The sequence below is a fragment of the Erwinia sp. STN24 genome, assembly GCF_041320675.1.
Classification (GTDB): domain Bacteria; phylum Pseudomonadota; class Gammaproteobacteria; order Enterobacterales; family Enterobacteriaceae; genus Erwinia; species Erwinia aeris.
This window is the reverse complement of the sequence record NZ_JBGGPM010000001.1, coordinates 19,958-35,616: the sequence shown is the minus strand read 5'-3', so window position 1 is coordinate 35,616 and position 15,659 is coordinate 19,958. Positions and strand designations below refer to the sequence as shown.

Annotated in this window: 18 protein-coding genes and 1 pseudogene; 7 read left to right on the top strand and 12 right to left on the bottom strand. The window is 43.3% G+C overall.

The genetic code is table 11. The features are described 5' to 3' along the window. Positions 1–28: 28 nt before the first annotated feature. The 3 genes from ACA373_RS00200 to ACA373_RS00190 are packed head-to-tail and all read left to right on the top strand — an operon-like array spanning position 29 to position 2,254. A complete protein-coding gene (locus tag ACA373_RS00200; protein WP_253454845.1) occupies positions 29–1,081 on the top strand; it encodes an NADP-dependent oxidoreductase in 1,053 nt (350 codons plus the stop codon). A 1-nt stretch (position 1,082) separates the two neighbouring features. Continuing rightward, complete coding sequence (locus ACA373_RS00195; protein ID WP_253454846.1) at positions 1,083–1,763, top strand: type 1 glutamine amidotransferase domain-containing protein; 681 nt, start codon at positions 1,083–1,085, stop codon at positions 1,761–1,763. Between the two features lie 14 nt (positions 1,764–1,777). After that, on the top strand, positions 1,778–2,254 hold the full coding sequence (locus ACA373_RS00190) for a kinase inhibitor (protein WP_253454847.1): 477 nt from the start codon (positions 1,778–1,780) through the stop codon (positions 2,252–2,254). Between the two features lie 33 nt (positions 2,255–2,287). Here ACA373_RS00190 and pgl read toward each other — a convergent pair whose 3' ends face one another. Beyond that, positions 2,288–3,283 carry a 6-phosphogluconolactonase gene (pgl, locus tag ACA373_RS00185; protein ID WP_253454848.1) on the bottom strand — a complete coding sequence of 332 codons (996 nt, stop codon included), beginning with the start codon at positions 3,281–3,283 and terminating at the stop codon, positions 2,288–2,290. 149 nt (positions 3,284–3,432) lie between these two features. Here pgl and ACA373_RS00180 point away from each other — a divergent pair. The 3 genes and pseudogenes from ACA373_RS00180 to ACA373_RS00170 form a co-directional block, all read left to right on the top strand. Beyond that, a pseudogene (locus ACA373_RS00180) lies at positions 3,433–3,669 on the top strand (HAD-IIB family hydrolase); the annotation flags it as partial. Positions 3,670–3,807: 138 nt separating this feature from the next. Then, the gene (locus tag ACA373_RS00175; RefSeq protein ID WP_370733833.1) at positions 3,808–4,626 is read left to right on the top strand and encodes a pyridoxal phosphatase; all 819 of its coding nucleotides are present in this window, start codon (positions 3,808–3,810) and stop codon (positions 4,624–4,626) included. 98 nt (positions 4,627–4,724) lie between these two features. Further along, complete coding sequence (locus ACA373_RS00170) at positions 4,725–5,327, top strand: hypothetical protein (RefSeq protein WP_370733832.1); 603 nt, start codon at positions 4,725–4,727, stop codon at positions 5,325–5,327. Positions 5,328–5,353: 26 nt separating this feature from the next. Here the strand turns inward: ACA373_RS00170 and ACA373_RS00165 are convergent, their stop codons facing one another. The 4 genes from ACA373_RS00165 to ACA373_RS00150 are packed head-to-tail and all read right to left on the bottom strand — an operon-like array spanning position 5,354 to position 7,011. Further along, entirely contained in the window at positions 5,354–5,644 is a 291-nt protein-coding gene (locus ACA373_RS00165; protein WP_370733831.1) for a hypothetical protein, read from the bottom strand. Then, the gene (locus ACA373_RS00160; protein ID WP_370733830.1) at positions 5,641–5,970 is read right to left on the bottom strand and encodes a hypothetical protein; all 330 of its coding nucleotides are present in this window, start codon (positions 5,968–5,970) and stop codon (positions 5,641–5,643) included. The genes ACA373_RS00165 and ACA373_RS00160 overlap by 4 nt, the downstream gene beginning before the upstream one ends. Before the next feature lies 1 nt (position 5,971). Continuing rightward, on the bottom strand, positions 5,972–6,580 hold the full coding sequence (locus tag ACA373_RS00155; RefSeq protein ID WP_370733828.1) for a hypothetical protein: 609 nt from the start codon (positions 6,578–6,580) through the stop codon (positions 5,972–5,974). Then, positions 6,580–7,011, bottom strand: coding sequence for a hypothetical protein (locus tag ACA373_RS00150; RefSeq protein ID WP_370733826.1), 432 nt, complete (start codon positions 7,009–7,011; stop codon positions 6,580–6,582). Before ACA373_RS00150 ends, ACA373_RS00155 begins: the two co-directional genes overlap by 1 nt. A 40-nt stretch (positions 7,012–7,051) precedes the next feature. Here ACA373_RS00150 and ACA373_RS00145 point away from each other — a divergent pair, with 40 nt between their 5' ends. After that, positions 7,052–7,498 (top strand): glycoside hydrolase family protein, encoded by a 447-nt coding sequence (locus tag ACA373_RS00145; protein ID WP_370733825.1) that lies wholly within the window; start codon positions 7,052–7,054, stop codon positions 7,496–7,498. Positions 7,499–7,522: 24 nt separating this feature from the next. On the opposite strand, the gene ACA373_RS00140 is transcribed toward ACA373_RS00145, so the two are convergent. The 7 genes from ACA373_RS00140 to ACA373_RS00110 all read right to left on the bottom strand — a co-directional run bounded on the left by ACA373_RS00140 (position 7,523) and on the right by ACA373_RS00110 (position 15,645). Next, complete coding sequence (locus ACA373_RS00140; protein WP_370733824.1) at positions 7,523–7,795, bottom strand: hypothetical protein; 273 nt, start codon at positions 7,793–7,795, stop codon at positions 7,523–7,525. A gap of 51 nt (positions 7,796–7,846) precedes the next feature. After that, entirely contained in the window at positions 7,847–11,374 is a 3,528-nt protein-coding gene (locus tag ACA373_RS00135) for a fibronectin type III domain-containing protein (protein WP_370733823.1), read from the bottom strand. A 6-nt stretch (positions 11,375–11,380) separates the two neighbouring features. Further along, the gene (locus ACA373_RS00130; protein ID WP_370733822.1) at positions 11,381–11,776 is read right to left on the bottom strand and encodes a hypothetical protein; all 396 of its coding nucleotides are present in this window, start codon (positions 11,774–11,776) and stop codon (positions 11,381–11,383) included. A gap of 2 nt (positions 11,777–11,778) precedes the next feature. Continuing rightward, positions 11,779–12,417: a DUF2163 domain-containing protein gene (locus ACA373_RS00125; RefSeq protein WP_370733821.1), complete on the bottom strand. Its 639-nt coding sequence runs from the start codon at positions 12,415–12,417 to the stop codon at positions 11,779–11,781. Between the two features lie 2 nt (positions 12,418–12,419). Beyond that, on the bottom strand, positions 12,420–12,974 hold the full coding sequence (locus ACA373_RS00120) for a hypothetical protein (RefSeq protein WP_370733820.1): 555 nt from the start codon (positions 12,972–12,974) through the stop codon (positions 12,420–12,422). A 189-nt stretch (positions 12,975–13,163) separates the two neighbouring features. After that, positions 13,164–15,347, bottom strand: a complete 2,184-nt coding sequence (locus tag ACA373_RS00115) for a hypothetical protein (protein ID WP_370733819.1) — start codon at positions 15,345–15,347, stop codon at positions 13,164–13,166. Next, entirely contained in the window at positions 15,337–15,645 is a 309-nt protein-coding gene (locus ACA373_RS00110; protein WP_370733818.1) for a hypothetical protein, read from the bottom strand. The genes ACA373_RS00115 and ACA373_RS00110 overlap by 11 nt, the downstream gene beginning before the upstream one ends. Positions 15,646–15,659: the final 14 nt, after the last annotated feature.

Below are 15,659 nucleotides of genomic sequence, written 5' to 3'. Positions count from 1 at the left end.
GGGTTGTATTTTGTAAAGGAGAAAAACTATGCCGCAAGACAAACAGACAAATCGCCGTATCGTGCTCGCCTCGCGCCCGCATGGCGCACCGACTGAAGCTAACTTTCGTCTGGAGTCACAGCACGTACCAACGCCAGGGAAAGGCCAGATTCTACTTCGGACGATCTGGCTCTCGCTGGATCCTTATATGCGTGGCCGGATGAGCGACGCGCCTTCCTATGTGCCGCCGATCGCCGTTAACGACGTCATGGGCGCGGGCACCGTCGCCATCGTTGAACAATCAAATCATGAAGATTACCAGCCTGGCGACTGGGTAGTCAGCCAGAGCGGCTGGCAGGATTTTGCCCTGTCGGACGGCAAAGATCTGTTTAAGCTCAGCGGCCCCGTGCTGAAACACCCTTCGTGGGCGCTCGGCATGCTGGGGATGACCGGTTTTACCGCCTATATGGGCCTGTTGGATATTGGTAATCCGCAGCCGGGCGAAACCGTGGTCGTGGCGGCGGCAACCGGCGCGGTCGGCTCTATGGTAGGCCAGATAGCGAAGCTGAAAGGCTGTTACGTGGTGGGTATTGCCGGTGGCGAAGAAAAATGCCGCTACGCCGAAGATGTGCTGGGCTTTGACCGCTGCCTCAACCATCGGTCAGGCGACTTATCAGAATCGCTTAAACGCTACTGCCGCGACGGTATCGACGTCTATTTTGAAAGCGTCGGCGGCCCGGTATTTGACGCCGTCCTGCCGCTGATGAATACCAAAGGCCGTATCCCGGTCTGCGGCCTGATCGCCGACTACAACAGCAAGGATGCGCCGGAAGGGCCAAATCGCCTGCCGCTTTTCCAGAGCGCCATCCTGCGTAAACGCCTGCACGTTCAGGGCTTTATTATCAATCAGGATTACGGTCATCGCTTTAACGAATTTTTCCAGCAGATGAGTCAGTGGGTCGCGGAAGATCGTTTTGTTTTCCGCGAAGACATAGTAGAGGGTCTGGACAACGCGCCGGAAACCTTTATCGGCATGCTCGAAGGTAAAAACTTCGGTAAAGTGCTGATTAAAGTGGCTGGCGACACGCCAACAGGAGCCTGAAATGAAAATTTTAATGGTGCTGACTTCGCATGACCGACTTGGCGAAACCGGCAAAAAAACCGGTTTCTGGCTGGAGGAGTTCGCAGCGCCTTATTACATTTTCCGCGATGCGGGCATCAACGTGGTGCTGGCGTCGCCCGCTGGCGGACACCCGCCGCTGGATCCCAAAAGCGACGAGCCGGATGCGCAAAGCGCCGATACCGAACGCTTCCGTAAAGATATTGCCGCTCAGCAGGCGCTGGCCAATACCCAGCAGCTGGGCAACATCGACAGCAGCAAATTCGACGCGGTGTTTTATGCCGGCGGCCACGGCCCGCTCTGGGATCTGGCGGAGGATCGGCAGAGCATTGAACTGATTGAGAGTTTTTACGCTAACGGCAAACCGGTCGGCGCGGTCTGCCACGCGCCGGGCGTGCTGAAGCGGGCGAAAAAGCCGGACGGTTCGCCACTGGTGGCCGGAAAACGCGTGACGGGCTTCAGCAACAGTGAAGAAAGCGCCGTCGGGCTGACGAATGTGGTACCTTTCCTGGTTGAGGATGCGCTGAGAGGGCTGGGCGGCAACTATGAAAAAACCCATGACTGGGGCAGTTTCGCCATTACGGACGGTCACCTGGTGACCGGCCAGAATCCCGCATCCTCCGTCGCCGCAGCCGAGGAGCTGCTGAAACTGCTTCATCAATAATGCCAGGAGGGGAAATGAAACTCTTTAGTCAGGATTTTAACGACGGCGACAAGCTACCGGCGCGCCAGGTTTTTAACGGGATGGGCTACGAAGGCGATAACCTGTCGCCGCATCTGACCTGGGATGACGTGCCCGCCGGCACCAAAAGTTTTGTCGTCACCTGTTTTGATCCCGATGCGCCAACCGGCTCCGGCTGGTGGCACTGGGGCGTGGCCAATCTGCCTGCCGACACGCGCGTGCTGCCGCAGGGCGCAGGCTCCGGCGTGGCCGAACTGCCTTCCGGTGCGGTGCAGACCCGCACGGATTTCGGCAAAGCGGGCTATGGCGGCGCGGCACCGCCAAAAGGCGAAAGCCATCGCTACATTTTCACCGTTTATGCGCTGGACGTGGAAAAGCTGGACGTGGACGAGCAGGCGAGCGGCGCGATGCTGGGCTTTAACGTGCATTTCCATCAGCTGGCGAGCGCTTCGCTTACCGCTATCTACAGCTGATAAAAAACAGGCGGCCTTATCGCCGCCTGTCCTTTAAATTTCCGTGATGGTCACCCACATCGGCCCCTGCCCTACCGCATAACGTCCCAGCGGCGTCAGCAGTCCTCTCTCTTCCGCAATGCTATAGACTGCAATATGGTGCGACTTCTGTCCCGCCGCAATCAGGTAGCGACCGCTGGCGTCGATGTTAAAGCCGCGCGGCTGCGTTTCCGTTGGCTGATGGCCCTCAATCGTCAACAGTCCGCCGTCCTCGCTGACGCTGAACGTGGTCAGTACGCTGGCGGTACGGTCGCAGGCGTAAAGGTGACGACCGTTCGGGGTCAGGCGAATATCCGCCGCCCAGCGCGTGTCGCTGAAGCCTGCGGGCATCATATCCAGGCTCTGCACGCGTTCGACTTCGCCATGCGCGTTATTCAGCTGCCAGACGTCAACCGTACTGTCCAGTTCGTTTACGCAGTAGGCGTACTGCTGGTTCGGATGAAACACCATATGGCGCGGGCCAGCGCCCTCAACCGTATTGACCTGAGGCTGCGCGTGCGGCAGCAGCTGACCGTCTTCCTGTAAATCAAACAGACAGATGCGATCCTGTTTTAGCGCCGGGACGAACAGCGTTTCGTTTTTAAGATCGATGTTAGCCGAGTGGCAGCCATCCAGCCCTTTAATCACCTGCAACGGTTCGCCCGGCAGGCCTTGCGCATCGATCGGCGTGACGCTGACGCAGGCGTCGTTATAGGAACCGGTAAAAATAAAGCGTCCCTGAAGATCGGTAGAAATATGGGTCGGGCTGCCCGGCAGCGGCGCTTCTGCCGCTTTGGTCAGCTTGCCTTCGCTGTCGATATGAAAAGCGATAACGCGGAAATCAGGACGGATACCGACATACAGAAAAGCTTTATTCGGGCTGACCACCATTGGCTGAACCTGGCCTGGCAGATCGACCACCTGCAGCAGCGTCAGCGCGCCCTGCGGGTCAAGCTGCCAGGCATGGATCTGCCCGCTTTCCGGGCTGGCGGTATAAACGACTTGTTTCATAAATGCTCCTTTTTCAGGTCAATCGGGTCTGCTTCAGCGTAGCGCGTTTTCGCAGGCCACGCAGGCGGATTTGTGCCGGACGATTTTGTCAGCGCCGCCACAGGGTGTAGACTCAAAAATTCGTTTTCAAACCACATTCGGAACGATTTATGAGTTATCGCGTTATTGCTTTAGATCTGGACGGTACGCTGCTGACGCCGCGTAAGACCATTCTTCCTGAATCGCTGGAAGCGCTGCAAAAGGCCCGGCAGGCTGGCGTAAAAATTGTGATAGTGACCGGCCGCCATCACGTCGCTATCCACCCTTTTTATCAGGCGCTGGCGCTCGACACACCTGCAATCTGCTGTAATGGCACCTATTTGAATAGAGGCTACAGTATACAAACAAAAAGCCTAAAACTACATTGAATTCATTCTGTTGCTTACCCTGCTCACCTACCTTTACCACTACGTGGTAAGTTTGAAGTAGGCATTAAGCGGTGTACTATCGGAAAAACTCATCATTTAATGACGGCGAAACAAGATATGAACTATCAGGTAGTAGCTCTTGATCTAGACGGTACTTTGTTAACCCCAGAGAAAAAAATCCTTCCTGAATCACTAAGTGCAATAAAAAAAGTACGTGAATCTGGAGCAAAAGTTATCATTGTTACTGGACGTCACTTTGTTGCAATTCATCCTTTCTATCAAGCACTTGAGTTAGATACACCTGCAATATGTTGCAATGGTGCATTACTGTACGATTATCAAGGAAAGAAGGTGCTTGCGTCTGATCCATTGCAGCCGAACCAAGCTACTCAATTAATTGATCTGCTTGATAGTTATAATGTTCATAGTTTGATGTACGCCGACGATGCGATGATTTATCAGGAACCAACGGGCCATATTATTCGTACAGAAAATTGGGCGAGATCTTTACCAGAATCACAGCGTCCGGTATTTCGAAAAGTAGATTCGCTAAGAGAATCAGCAAGGGCTGTTGATAAGATTTGGAAGTTTGCACTTACTGGTAATGATATAGTTAAATTGCAAGAATTTACTGAAGTTGTTGAGCGTGAGCTTGGCCTATCTTGTGAATGGTCTTGGCATGATCAAGTTGATATTGCTCAAAGCGGAAACAGCAAAGGAAAAAGATTGGCTCAATGGGTTGAATCTCAAGGCTTGTCAATGAATCAGGTTATTGCCTTTGGTGATAATTATAATGATTTAAGTATGCTAGAGAGTGCAGGTCTTGGTGTAGCGATGGGTAATGCTTCTGACAAGATAAAAGCACGTGCTGATTTAGTTATCGGTAATAATACTGAGCCTAGCATTGCTGATTTTTTAGAAAAAAAATTTAGATAGCGTGCTGGAAATAGTCAATTTGATTTTTATCAAAAGAAGGGCGACATTGGAATCAAAACCAAGATAATCGCCCTCAAATTTCACTGAAAGGATAATCTATGAATATTTTTAAAAAATTAAAAAATAGAGCTGTAGCTTGCACTCTAATATCGATCTTTTTATTAATTATTCTCGCACATCAGTTATTTGCTCACAACTTCGCCTCTTACCTTCAATCAAGTGCTTATATCTCTCTAATACTAGCCACTATATCTAATAGCAATTATTTCAAAAAAGATAATCGTAAACTTAAGATTGGTCAAGGGATTGATGCGATAGCAATTTTTTCTTACGCTATAACTTTAAGTAATATGATTTCTAGCTGTATTGCTTTCTTCCACCCTAGTGAATTAATTCCTTCCCCATCATTGCCTGTCTTTGCTCTTAATCTTTTCCTTACTGTTACTGTAACCGGTCTTCTTTTTGGAGACGCTGCACATGCTCTGGAAGAACATAAAGCAGAAGAAAATCAGCGTAAAGCAAAAGAACTTGAACACAAAGAAAAAGTTATAGAAAGAGCAAGCAAAAGAGCGGATTTATATAATAAATTAAAAGGTTTATTAGCAAATAATAACAATCAACACAATAATCAACGTAACAATAGAATAATTAGAGATATTGAGGAAGTCGCGAAAAAAAAACCGGAGTACATCACTAAATAAAACTCAACAACTCGGAAATTTCGGTATTAACTTCCGCCTATCAATATAATAAGTACTTTCCAAACATCCTGTAATGGGATTGCGGGAAGTACTATCCCGAATAGAGCCAGGATAGGAATCACAACGTAGTTATAAAACACAATGAACGTTAGTACGTATCCTAGTGCTTGCCGCCAGGTAAACCCCTTCTTCGTTTCCTCTAAAGTAATTTCGTTTTGTTGCTCTGAGTTCTTAGCTACTAACTCATCTTTACTTTCTTGCTTCTTAGTAAAGAACGTTGTAGCCGTTTTAAATAAATCGATAAGAATATTTATCATACATCCTCCTGTATCTGACAAACACAGGAATAAACGCGATGACCTTTATAGATGTGATTGTAAGAATATAGTACCTTTACTTCTGTCTTCTCTTTGCTTAGCTCAACAGTTAATACATCGTCTACGTTTACACGAGGTGTATTATCATGATTGAAGCTATACACTACTAATTTACCATGTTCATCATCTACTTTCTTTTTGATAAGCTTATTTCCAGATAGTGCTTTATCATATGGTATGGTAACACTTACTGGCTTGATAGCCTGAAATGAAAAATCTTCTAGTACAGAATGATCGTAACATGGGAATTGTTCTAAGTTATTCATCTTAATTTCTCCATCGGTAATCAAAGATACCGCGTAAATTCCTTAATTGCTGTATTACTTTCTTTTCGGTTTCATCGTAGTAGTCAAACAGTGGTCTTCTTCCTACTGAACCGTAATAGCCAATTACTCTCTTTTCACGTGCCAGTTTTGGATTACGCTTAGCAGATTTCTTTGTAGTATCGATTAAGTACGTGTTACCGCTCTTGCTCTTTACCTTTTTATATTTATTGTTCTTAGACCTGGAACGAAGCTGTGTGATGTTTCCTTGCTTAGTCAGAGGTGCGTTCTTGTATGGAATAATTTTAGATTCTACAGTTGCTGCACTTTGGGGATCTAGGATGTACTTCAGATAGGATGTTTGATTAGATTTTAAGATAATCTGATTAACTGACTCGAATTCACTAATCTTCTTGAAGTTGAAAAACATACTTTTAGTAGTGAATGGAACCGCCCCGCCAGCTACATCTGTATTGGTCTTTGCCTGCATCTGCTGCGTTACTGTACTCATACTTTTACTTAGTTCTTTATTGAATTGCTGTCCTATCTTCGGGCTGTTCCTGTTGATGAACCTTTTCATATCGCCGGGGCTATGCCCTCTTCGCCATGTCATTACTGTAATTCCTGTATTAATTGCTGCACTATTTTGAAAGTCTCACCGTTATCTTTTGGTAGTCTGGATTTACATAGTACTGCTTTGTTCACGCAATCATGCCTTGTACCAAAGAGGCCAATCAAGATTGCTTCTACTAACGCTGTCTGGTTACTTGTAGGGAAACACCATAGTAAGTACTTCTCATAACCTACCCCGTTTTCAATCATATTCTTTACTGAATTAGAACTACTGGTATAACTTTTCCAGTTTGATTCCTTAGATTTATCTTTGATCTTCTTAGCGTCTCTTACCTTCACATAGACATGCTTCATGCCTATATAGAACTCACCTGTTTCAAATACCATTAGATAGAGGAATGCAGCATAGTTACCACTAGTAATATCATCTATCGCCCACTCATTTGAGTTATAAACCTTCCATTCTTTCATAATTAAATACCCTTATTATTGTTATAAAGGTATTTAGTGAATGGAATTAAAAAACAGATTAAAACAATACGAAGGTACTAGAGAGTATCAGGCAAAATTAAAGTACTTTAAAAATGGTAAGTTCTACCCATACAAAGATTCATTGGGATACGAAACTATCGGCTATGGTCATTTGATGGCAAACAGCCTGGATTATTCACAGGGCATTACAGAAGCACAAGCTGATGCTTTGCTAGAACAGGACATACAGACAGCACAAATCCAGTACAGTAAGCTTGGTCTATATCTTCCTAACGATTGGCAAGACTTCATGATCATTATGATTTTCCAACTTGGGTTAGCTGGCGTTCAGAAGTTTAAGAAGATGATTGCTGCGTTGAAAGTGCAGGATTACAAAGAAGCCATTAAACAGGCAAAAGACAGCCGGTGGTATGTACAGACACCAAATCGCTTAAACGATATGTTAGAACAGTTAGTAAACAAATAAAAAAAGGGGCATTACGCCCCTTAATTATTTTTTGGTATCCAGAATTGTTAGAATCCTTTCAATCTTCAGATCTAGTTCATGTAGTCCATTTTCTAGATTCTTCAGAGTACTTTTCATCTGATCCTGTTCTTGTTCTAATGCAACTAATGATTGTTTCATTAGAGCCACCTTAGTTTCAACGCCATTAATCCGTGATTCCAACACTGTGTTATCAGAAGAAGAATCACGGTAGACTGTCCATAGCAGAACAAGTACAGCAACAATTAATGAACCAATCGCACTTATAGTAGCAATCATATCATTCCTTTTATACTTATTATCTTGGCACAACATGTGCCAAAGTATTTATTAGTTATATAAAGGTTGATCGCCTGCACGGTATACGAAAGATTGAAAATCAGTAGGAATGTTTAAGGCTGCATAACTTCTACGATCAGTAGTACACATTATGTATATATAATTCCATCTACCACGGCCAACAGCCGGAATACTGATACCATTTAACCTGTAAGCTGTGCTTGAACCGCCGTTACCTGCATCGTAATAGAATAAGTTTGTTAGGCCAATTCCATCACCACCCATACGTACATAAAAATATTGTCTTTCGCTAGATGCCATTGATATTGTAGCGTTACTATCTAGTATACGATCAAAATCTTCTCCACGAATCCGCAAAGCTACATAGTGTTGATTCGCTACAGGCGGTAGTGCCTGTTGTCCACCTGATACCGTCTTAGAACCCCATAAAAAAGGTATTGAAGAGATACCTGTAGACTGTGGCCTACATATGTCACCTATGATTCTTGTAGCACTTAAAGTACCTAATATATTACAGTTCTCGTTAATGGTAACGTTGTTCAATACACCACTATTTGCATAAATCGTACCGCGAATAGTAGCGTTACCAAAGTTAGCATTACCATTCTTATTGATCATCCAACCGTTAGTACCATCCCAATTACTGGATTGTATCTGCTGACTAATCTTCGCAGAATCAATTTCACCATTCATGATATGTGCATTACGAATTGCAGCATTTGCAATTTTAGTATTATCTATTGCAGCGTTTTGAATCTTGGCGGTAGATACTGCTAAGTTGTTTATCTGAGCGGTATTGATACTTGCATCTGCAATAACTGCTGAGTTGATGTAAGTCTTACCACCCTGTACTACGAACGGATAGACCTTATCACTTTGCTTTGCACTATCTGTACTGATGATGCTGAAACGGTCTGCCATAACCGTAAACACAGATTCTTTCTCATCTGCTGCAAGTGCGATACCTGTTACGTTTCCATTGTTCGATACCTGTACCTGCCAGCGGGAACCAAGCTGATCAACGATCTGTTTCTCAACGATACCTGTTGCTGTATCACTGTTAAGTAGACCATCTACTACATCATCATTCAGCTTGGAGTATGGAACCTTCGTATTCTGGTTAAAGCCGATGGTAGGCGACCATACAAGTTCATCCTGTCCGAACACATCATAAGCCGCAATACGTGCAAACCAGGAACCGTCTTCAACTCCGAAAGATGCACTGTAGCGGTTAGAGCTACTGAAGTAGTGTGCGTCTGAACTGAAACCTTCATCTTTCGCAATCTGCATAACGATACCTGAGTAATCCGGTACGTTAGATTCTGTCCAGTCAATGAACACTGAATCATAGCCACTACGTAATGTGATACCTAATACCTGTGGATGCTGTGGGTTACTTACTTCGATCTGTACTTCTTCACTGTAGATACCAGTACCGTAACCATGTGCGATGATACCGAATACACGATAGCGGCTTAGGCCATCACTGGTATTCATGGCAAAGGTATACGTCCAGTTGCTTACTGTGGTGTAGTACGACTTGATGTAGTTACGGTAGCGGTCATACACACGAATTTCATAGTACTTAAAAAAATCTGCGAATGTCTTACCGTTCACAGCTAAGCCGCTCTGATCATCCCATGTAAAAATAAAATCCTGTGCGTAGGTCTGGTTTAGCCCTACATCATCGTTCACCATGTCCAGGCTGGTGATCTTCGGTAAAGCAAAGATTACCTGCGGTGTTTGGTTGTAGATAGCTATAAGTTCTGAGGTGTAACCCAAGGTGTTGTAGGCTTCAATCGCAAAGTCATACTGAACCCCATGCAGAAGATTTAAAATCTCAAAACTGGTTGTATACGGCCCTACATTACCGATGTTGACCCAAGTACCGGAATCGCTGCGTTTATAGCGAATCTTGTAACCACGTACTGATGTATCCTGACTAAGGTCCCATGTAAGCAATACTGCATTACCTGAAACAGTAGCCCCTAAGCGTTGTGCCTGTAAGTTACTTGGTGGTGATACATATGTTGGTGACGGTAAGTTAGTCAATCCATCCTGTGGGAACTTACCAGGATCTTTCCCCTGATAGATACCATCATCATAACTAATCGCGGTGATCTGAACGATACCTGATTTATCTACTGTCATTGGTACGGTACGAGAAACTACACGGTACTTATTATTACTAAAACCAGCTTCTTTGAAACTAATAGTGAAAACATCGAATACCTTCATATCGGTTATGTAGGTATTGAATGTAATCGTATTGCTGATGTACTTCGATTTAAGAAGTTCGATATTACTCAGAGTTGCCAACTGAGTTTTATCAAGTACCCATAGGTAATTTAAATCTTTCTTGATGATATAACCATCTGCTGCAATAGATTCATTACTGATTGCATCACTAGGGAATCGTATAATATCCTGAGAAAAATCATTATCAGGGTTAGTATAAGTACTATCCATCGTATTGAAGTAGTCAGATTTAGAACCTGTAGTAACGTTCACTGAACCAAGAATATTACTTTCATCGAAATGCTGTACTGGTATATCTGGTGCATCTACTGTAAGGTAAAGCACACCGTTTGATTCATATAGTACACCCCCAAAAGTAGATAGAATTGCTTCAATGTTTTCTTTGAAACTTTTATCGTACTGGATAGAGCCGTTCGAATAGAAATGATTATTAGAACAATACTGTGCCATTTGCCTAAAGCTTGTAATATCAATATCATTTGGATCAAGTCCGAAACCAAACTCTGTATTAGTGATAAAATCATAAAGTTGGCTTGGTGGATTAGAACTAGGTTTTTTAACATTATCTGTTAGGTCATAGATCAACCGCCCTTTCATCTCTACTGATAGCGTATAGTTCTCATTAGTCAAAATACCGTCAATCAAAGAATCATTGGTTTTCTTGATAACACTACAAATCTGTACGAGTCCATCACCCCGCATATCATCAGTCCAGCGATCACCGCCGTACTGACGTGCTAGCGTCATAGAACCACCGTAAGAAGGTTTACCAAAGCGTACTTCTAACTGAAGGTACTTACGGTACTTCTCAATCATCATTGAAGTAGGTATCTGACCTTCAGTAGTGATGTATGCACCATCTATCAGTACAGGGCTGTTATCGATATAGATCTGTTTGATTACGCCGCCAGACTGTGCACCCGGCACCTGACCTACTTCCCCGATACTGATACAGTGCACGGTACAGAGAGTATTGGAGGTTCCCTTGTATACGTTCTGCCATACAACGATAGAGCCTAACTTGTTGTATGCATCCTCTGTTGCGTTACGGTTAGAACCGCCATAACTGATCGGGATACCGGTACTTGGGCTTGTTGATCGTGCGTTAGTACTGCTGGTACTTGGATACGATACCCCCGATTGACCAACGCTCATCATTTGCGATGAACTGATATACGATAGAGCGGCTGCACCAACACCTATTGCTACTACAGCGAGTAATGCAAGTCCTGCGGCATATGCGGCGGCTGCCGCTGATGCACCTGCGATTACTGCTACAGCTACTGCTGCAATTGCCATAAAATATTACTCCCCTTTGAATCTGTATATTTTTTGTTTTTCTTGTGGGTAGTAATATGAAACGATATATTTTGATTTATCTTCTGATAGCGTTATAACTTTCCCACGCCAGTACACCGTACTGTGACCAGAAGCAAGAATAATATCCCCGTCCAATGGTTCAGTTACTGCCTGACCTTTTTCTTTGCACAAGCCCAATAGCGTAGGGAAAGAGCAATTTTCTTTTGCATACTTTCTACCTTCTGTTGGGTTACTGTACTTTTCGTAGATTTCATCACGGTAAGTAGTACCGCAAATCATATCAATTACTGTTAATACCATAATGTGGCAATCATTCACCCCATAAACTAATGGTTGCTCTGAAAGACTGCTAAGGTATTCTGTTATGAATCCGTTCTTCATTGTTACTTACTCTTCCAGTTTTGTTCTGAACTATTTAGTATGCCGATTAGGTCAAAGAACTTATCACCCTTATGTAAGCTTTGATGAATACTGGTACTTGATAGTAAACGTTGGGTTTGATCTAACTTCTTCCAGAGGCTATTAAGGTTAACGGTAGTTTCGTTAGTAGTACTTTGAGTGCTGTTGTTGAAATCAGAACTGAAATAGTCAACATAACCACTAAAGATACGGTAAGCATAAAGGATTGAGCCGTTAGCCGGATTAACAATAGCCATCCAGATATTAACCTTTGCATCATTCCATAGCCCACGCAATGCCATAGAAAGATAGTCCTGACTGACATTACTTACTTTGAAAGTAGTACCGTTATTGTTGATTTGGTTCTTTTCTACATAGTTGGCAAAGCTTGTATCGAGTAAATCAGGTACAGGTTTATATACGATACCGTTATAGTTCTGTTCTACTATCGCGTCAGTAATATAGATGTTACTTCCCTGTGGTGGCAATACATCGATTAGCTTAACCATTATGCCACTTTGATATAGTTCTTTTTCTGTCAATGCTGTTTTATGATCACCCCTGACAAGATTCCAGTACGATACTAATTCAGGGTTGTTTAATACGTTATCAGGTATAGCCATAATTAACCCCTGATATTTTCTGTAGCCTGTACAGTGAATTCAATCACGTTAGTACTAGGAAGTTGATAAGCTGAGTTCTGAGGGGTAAGGATGAATGATCCCTGAAGGTTGTTGTACTTCATAACTTCACTTGTCTGGATACTGTTAACTAATCCAGGAAAAATAGTGATAGTGGTTCCTGTATTGGCTAGTACGCGGTATAGCTTCTTATGTCCATTGAACTGAACAAGGCTACCTACTTCCAGACTATTTGAATTTACAGCAATTGAAGTAGCTCCTGCTGCACGTGCCGCCGTTGCCTGAATCACTGCGTTCTGTGTACCGCTGTAAGTACCCCACCAACCTAGAGACATATCAAAAGGTTTACCATTACCATATAAGGCAAGGAAGTTAGCGAGTTCTGCACGGTCTTTTTTGTTCAGAGTGATTTTAAAGCTGAGACTGAAGTATTGAGTACCTACCATTCGTGTAATAGTTTCCCCTGACCAGGTTTGATTCTGATATTGGGGGATGTTATCTGTTAAAGTGTAATCACTGATTAGTGCATTATTTAACATGTGAATATTCCTTTTCTAAAAAGCCCACTCCTTGTAGGCTTCACGGTATTTATTGAACGTTATTCTTTTTTGATTTAAGCACAACCTTTATAATCTTATCAGTGTGTTCGCCCAGTAATTTTTTAAATTCTTCGTAAGTCATATCTTATCCTTTTATAAGCCCACATAATGCGGGCTTTGAATTATTTATTACACGTTATTCTTTTGAGATTTACGCACTGCCTGTGTGATAGTATCAGCGTGCTTGTCACACATAGCCTGAAAATCAGAATCAGAAATATTACCAGAACTTTGAATAATCAATGGTGCTTCAATTTTAATATCACCTGAGTTATTACCGCCCTGATTAGAAAGATACTTCGTTAAATCCTGGTTCAGTGATTTACCTACAACACGCTCACCTTTTTCTAGATTATAAGTACCTGTACTCGGTAAGCTGTCCCATCCATCATGAGCCTGTCCCTGAATTGAAGTACCTTTGATAGTACTAATAATACTTGCACCTTCTGCGGCAACTTTAAGACCTGCTGCAATACCCATAGGCCAGCCCAAAGACATAGCCTGGCTAATACCCTGCTGAATATTGATAATACTTTGTGCGATAGCGATACCTTTACTGATTGCAAAAGCTGCCTGTGCTGCTGCATTACTTTCACCAAATGCACCTGATAACATAGTACCTAGGTTTTGTGCACCAGTTGCATACATAGATAATGTTTTCTGCTGAGCATCAATGTTTGCCTGTTGCATTTTATTATTAGTTGAAGTGTTGATAGCTGCCATACGGCTTTGATAGTCTTGGAAAGATACTAGCTTTTGTTCGTATAACTGCTGGTTTAATGCAAGTTCTGCCTGTCCGTCAGATTGAACTTTATCTAAAGTACTTTGATCTGCTTGCATCTTAAACGGATCAGTATTGTCAATTCCTAATCGTGTATTCTGTGCATTCTGAATATCTGTTAGCTGTGTACCGTTTACGTTCTGCCCGCCAATTGCTGCAATATTTTGTGCAAGTTTTTTAGGATCAGATTCCTGAAGCATTGAATCCGTCATTTCTTTGAATAGTCGTTTACGGTTCTCGTACTGCTGCTTCAACATTTCAGTAGTTTCAGCTTCAGTTTTACCTAACGTCTTTGCACTATCCCTGATGCGTTTTTCTATATCGTTCTGTGCCTGATTGAACTGCTGTACCTGAGCCATTGCACCAGATCCGGCGATACCAGTTAGAGTTTGCTGTAGTACTTTTGCTGCCTGAATGCGTTTGGCTTCTGCCTTCTTACGTTCGGCTTCTGCTTTCTCCGCTGCGGCTTTGGCCTTAGCTGCTTCAGCGTCCTTATCTACCCAACCACCTTTAGGTGCTTCTACCGTTTTCTTAGTACCGGTATTGTTGTTCACAAAGTCCAGTAGATCTTGTGCCTGGCTGGTTAGCTTGGCGGTTACGTCTATGCTGTACCCAACTTCCCCTACACCATCAAGCTTACGGAAAGCTTTAGCAATCGCCGTTTCACCGCCATACCAGAACTGCTTAGCCCAATCGGTAAACTTGTTAGTAGTCCAGCCATCTCCGTTAAGGATGTTCAGTATGGTATTAAGTTCATCTACAGTAGGTGCAAGAGCATTAGCCTTAAACAGAGAAAATGAAGTAGTTAATGAAGCAACTTTTTTATCAAATTCCTGATATTTTTTCGCATTGTCATCAGTAAGTATTGCGTGCTGAGAATAGATAGCATTCATCAGTTCTGTTTCGTTCTTGTACTGCTTCATCACGTCTACAAGCTTTGATGCATCTGAACCCATCGATTCAAGTAAGAAAGTAGTTTCTGCTGTAGTTTTTCCTGCTTTTTGCATTTCATAGAAACTATGGGCAATAGCTTTAATACCGCCGTCACTTTGATTAAGGTACTTATTCATATCCTGAACATTTACCCCAACGCTTTTCAAGTCATCGGCAATAGAACCGCCATTAGCGAAAGCATCGCCCACGTGATCAAGTACATCACGGTTAATATCACCATACTTTTCAATATCCAACCCTAAGCCCTGAAATGTACTTTGAAGTTGCTGTAGTTCTTTTACTGATAGTCCTGATGCACGTGATACTTCATTCAAAGATTTTACGTACTCATTACTTGATAGTAGTAATCCAGAGATACCGGCTGCAACTAGTCCTACACTACCTGCTACCCCAACTAAACCAGTACTGAACCCTGAGAGCTGACCTGTGATAGTAGTGATATTACTTCCAAGATCACCAAAGATACCGCCAGCCTTATCACCGAATTCTGATAGTCCGTTACCTGCATTTTTCAATGACCTCTGTAAACCGCTTTCATCACCTCTGATTTCAAATATTAATGATTGATTACTTGCCATTAGATTTTATCCCCATCCAGTTAAGCATGTTATTTTTCTGTTGTTCTGCGATCCTCTTCTCCCTTTCATCACTCTGTTCTTTAATTGTTTTCATAGAAATGAGGTTTAAACTATCCAGTTCCGTAATGCTGAATTTATGTATATCTTCTTTTTTGATGTTTCCAGTACTAAGCCAGATAGCTTGAAGTAGCTCTGTATGCCGGATCTGTTCTACTTTCGCAGAAGAAGGATTTACTATCTCTTCATACACATATAAGTGCACGAAAAGATCAAAGGGCATAGTGCAGAGTTCATCCACACTACACCCTTTTT